Annotated in this window: 4 protein-coding genes; 1 reads left to right on the forward strand and 3 read right to left on the reverse strand. The window is 62.5% G+C overall.

Annotated features, from left to right (window positions below; translation table 11 throughout):
* The coding region (locus ACRAUW_RS16985) for a transposase (protein ID WP_431363218.1) at positions 1–361 on the reverse strand (361 nt) is incomplete at its 3' end.
* Between the two features lie 150 nt (positions 362–511).
* Here ACRAUW_RS16985 and ACRAUW_RS16990 point away from each other — a divergent pair.
* Entirely contained in the window at positions 512–1033 is a 522-nt protein-coding gene (locus ACRAUW_RS16990; protein ID WP_431363221.1) for an O-methyltransferase, read from the forward strand.
* Positions 1034–1108: 75 nt separating this feature from the next.
* On the opposite strand, the gene ACRAUW_RS16995 is transcribed toward ACRAUW_RS16990, so the two are convergent.
* Positions 1109–2524, reverse strand: coding sequence for an FAD-dependent oxidoreductase (locus ACRAUW_RS16995; RefSeq protein WP_431363219.1), 1416 nt, complete (start codon positions 2522–2524; stop codon positions 1109–1111).
* A 12-nt stretch (positions 2525–2536) separates the two neighbouring features.
* The coding region (gene gltB, locus ACRAUW_RS17000) for a glutamate synthase large subunit (RefSeq protein WP_431363220.1) at positions 2537–4452 on the reverse strand (1916 nt) is incomplete at its 5' end.

The following is a 4452-nucleotide window of genomic DNA, read 5'->3' on the forward strand; positions in this document are numbered from 1 at the left end:
TCCCCCGCAGATACAGCCAGGGCAGCAGCGCCTCTATGCTGCTGGAACGCTTGAGGTAGGGCGGCAGCAGCGAACTGTTGAAGCAGATCCCTGAGCCGCTTCTGTCGCGCACCTTGGGCACTTTGATCTCGACATCCCCGATCCCCGTCTGGATAGTGCGTTCAGGCAAGAATCCGTGGCACACCACCGCTTGGCGGCCATCGTGGAGCTTGCGCTGAGCGTGGAGCTCGAGCAGAGCCTGGAGCTCAGCCTCCACAGCTTGGGCAATCAGGTCTCTGGCTCCTGCACGCAGCAGGTCTGTGAGCAGATCAGTTGGCTTATCTTCTGGTTGTGGCAAGGCCCTGAGGGTAGAATTGGCCATGGCGTATCACCTCTGTTGATTGAGATTCTTGCTGGAATCAATCAGCAGGATACGCCACCCCTTCTATCCCTCCGTACACCAGAAATCACCATAACTCAACTGGAACAATTAAAACGCCAGCTGGAGCAGCTTGGCGAGCGCAATGACAGCATGCAGCAGGCTCGCCACCGCAAGTTGCTCAATATCACCCGCGACACGGGGGAGTTGCTGTCAGTATTGGTGCAGACCCGTGGGGCGCAGGCTGTGCTGGAGATTGGCACCTCCAATGGTTACTCCACACTCTGGCTGGCAGAAGCTGTGCGTCGGTTGGAGGGGCACGTGACCACCATTGAGCTGGATGAGGATAAGCGCGTGCTGGCCCATGGCAACTTTCAGAGGGCAGGGCTGGCCCCCTGGGTAACCTTGCTGGCAGGGGATGCGGGTGAGCTGTTACCGACCTTGCCGCAAGGCGGTTATCAACTCATCTTCCTCGATTCGGATCGTCAGCACTACCGGGCATGGTGGCCGCAGATCCGCCGCCTGCTGGCGCCTCGTGGCTTGTTGGTGGTCGATAACGCCACCTCCCATCGCAGCGAGATGGTGGAGTGGATGAACGAGGTCGGGCAGGATCCGGCCTTTGCCACCTCGCTGGTGCCGGTCGGCAAGGGGGAGTGGCTGGTGGTGCGTTTGTAGGGGGGAGCTGCAAAAAATCAGCCCCGCATTGGCGGGGCTGATAGTGAAAGTGCATCACGGTCTTGGCCGGTCGGATCAGACTGCCAGATAGTCCATGATCCCTTCGGATGCCTTGCGCCCTTCGTAGATGGCGGTGACCACCAGATCGGATCCGCGTACCGCATCGCCACCGGCGAACACCTTGGGGTTGCTGGTCTGGAAGGCATATTCCGCCTGCTCGCGGGCCTTGATGCGATCCCGGTTGTCGAGCTCGATGCCGAACTCCGCCATCCAGGGTTGGGGGTTGGGCTGGAAGCCAAACGCCATCACCACCGCATCGGCGGCCAGCACCTGCTCTGAGCCTTCGATGACCACCGGATTGCGGCGGCCATTGGCATCGGGTTCACCCAGCTCGGTGCTCACCACCTTGATGCCGACGGTGCGGCCATGGGCATCCAGCTCGACCGCCACCGGTTGCAGGTTGAACATGAACTCGACTCCCTCCTCGCGGGCGTTTTTCACCTCCCGCTTGGAGCCCGGCATGTTCTCCTCGTCGCGGCGATAGGCGCAGATCACCTTGTCAGCCCCCTGACGGATGGCGGTACGCACGCAGTCCATGGCGGTATCGCCACCGCCCAGCACCACCACCTGCTTGCCAGCGAAGTCGATATAGTCCGCTTGCGCCTTCTCAAAGCCCAGCAACCGGTTGGCGTTGGCGATGAGGTAGGGCAGGGCATCATAGACGCCCGGCGCCTCCTCGTTGGCAAAGCCGCCCTTCATGTACTTGTAGGTGCCGACCCCGAGGAAGACCGCATCGAACTCGCCGAGCAGGTCGGCGAAGGTGATGTCCTTGCCCACTTCGGTCTCGAGACGAAACTCCACGCCCATCCCCTGGAAGATCTCGCGGCGACGCTGCATCACCTCTTTTTCCAGCTTGAAGGAGGGGATGCCGAAGGTGAGCAGGCCACCGATCTCCGGATACTTGTCAAACACCACCGGGGTGACGCCATTGCGTGCCAGCACGTCGGCGCAGGCAAGACCCGCCGGGCCGGCGCCGATGACGGCGACCCGCTTGCCGGTCTTGACCACGTTCGAGAGATCGGGCTTCCAGCCCATCTCGAACGCCTTGTCGGTGATGTATTTTTCGATGTTGCCGATGGTCACCGCGCCGAAGCGATCGTTGAGGGTGCAGGAGCCCTCGCAGAGGCGATCCTGCGGGCAGACCCGGCCACACACTTCCGGCAGGCTGTTGGTCTGGTGGGAGAGCTCCACCGCCTCCAGAATGCGTCCCTCTTTGGCCAGCTTCAGCCAGTTGGGGATGTAGTTGTGGACCGGACACTTCCACTCGCAGTAGGGGTTGCCGCACTCGAGGCAGCGATCCGCCTGCATCTGTACCTGCGGCTGATTGAAGGACTCGTAGATCTCCACAAACTGGATTTTGCGGATCTTGAGCGGCTTCTTGGGCGGGTCGACCCGCTGGACATCGATAAACTGAAATACGTTCTGGCTCATAGGGTTCCCTCCTTATTGCGCCTGGATTCTGAGTTCTGCACTGGAACGACTGGTGTGACCCAGCAGCGATTTCACGTCGCTGGACTTGGGTTTGATCAGCCTGAACTTGGGCACATAGGAGTCGAAGTTGGCCAGGATCTCCTCGGCGCGCGAGCTGCCGGTCTCATTGAGGTGCGCCGTGATGATGCCGCGCAGGTGCTCCTGATGGATGGCGAGATCCGCCACGTCCAGCAGTTCCACCAGCTCGGGGTTGGTGCGCTTGGCGAAGTTGCCGCACTCGTCGAGCACGTAGGCAAAGCCACCGGTCATGCCCGCCGCAAAGTTGACGCCGGTCTGACCGAGTACGGTGACGATGCCGCCGGTCATATATTCACAACCGTTGTCGCCAATCCCCTCGACCACCGCCAGGGCGCCGGAGTTGCGCACCGCGAAACGCTCGCCAGCAGTGCCTGCGGCGTAGAGTTTGCCGCCGGTGGCGCCGTAGAGGCAGGTGTTGCCGATGATGGCCGCTTCATGGGATTTGAACGCCACGCCGACATGGGGCTTGATCACCAGCTTGCCGCCGGTCATCCCCTTGCCCACATAGTCGTTGGCATCACCGGTGAGGATCATCTCAAGGCCACCCGCGTTCCAGACGCCGAAGCTCTGGCCTGCGGTGCCGTTGAAGTGCACCTTGACCGGATCCGCCGCCATCCCCTGGTTGCCGTGACGTTTGACGATCTCGCCCGAGAGGCGCGCACCCACCGAGCGGTCGGTGTTGCGGATGTCGTAGCGGAACTCGCCGCCGCTTGAGGTTTCCACCGCCTCCAGCAGATCTTCCACCATTTTCAGGTTCAGTGGCCCCTTGTCGAAGGTGGGGTTGTGCTGCTGGCTGAACAGGCTGGAGCCTGCGGGTGCTACCGGACGGGCCAGAATGCCAGAGAGATCCAGCTTGGCCTGACGGGCGGTGAGGCCGGGCAGGGCCTCCAGCAGATCGGTGCGGCCGATGAGGTCGGTCAGCTGGGTGACGCCGAGCTGGGCCATCAGCTCGCGGGTCTCCTCGGCGATGAACTTGAAGTAGTTCATCACCATCTCCGGCAGGCCGGTGAAGTGCTCGCGACGCAACTTCTCATCCTGAGTGGCAACGCCAGTGGCGCAGTTGTTCAGGTGGCAAATACGCAGGTATTTGCAACCGAGCGCCACCATGGGGCCGGTGCCAAAACCGAAGCTCTCGGCGCCGAGGATGGCCGCTTTGATGATGTCCAGACCGGTCTTGAGGCCGCCATCCACCTGCAGCCGCACCTTGTGGCGCAGGCCGTTGGCGACCAGCGCCTGCTGGGTTTCAGCCAGACCCAGCTCCCACGGGGAGCCGGCATATTTGACCGAGGTGAGGGGGCTCGCGCCAGTGCCGCCGTCATAACCTGAGATGGTGATGAAGTCGGCATAGGCCTTGGCCACGCCGCAGGCGATGGTGCCCACGCCGGGCTCGGAGACCAGTTTCACCGACACCAGACAGCTCGGGTTGATCTGCTTGATGTCGAAGATGAGCTGGGCCAGATCCTCGATGGAGTAGATGTCGTGGTGCGGCGGCGGCGAGATCAGGGTCACGCCTGGCACGGAATAACGCAGCTTGGCGATCTGGGCGGTGACCTTGTCACCGGGCAGCTGGCCGCCTTCACCGGGCTTGGCGCCCTGAGCCACCTTGATCTGCACCACATCGGCGTTCATCAGATAGTGGGGGGTGACGCCAAAGCGACCGGACGCCACCTGCTTGATGCGGGAGTTCCTCTCGGTACCGAAGCGCTTGGGATCCTCGCCGCCTTCGCCGGAGTTGCTCTGACCACCGAGGCGGTTCATGGCAACAGCCAGCGCCTCGTGGGCCTCAGGGCCCAGTGCGCCGATGGACATGGCGGCGGAGTCGAAGCGGGGGAACAGCTTGTCGGCCGGCT

Source organism: Aeromonas sp., assembly GCF_050633025.1.
Taxonomy (GTDB): domain Bacteria; phylum Pseudomonadota; class Gammaproteobacteria; order Enterobacterales; family Aeromonadaceae; genus Aeromonas.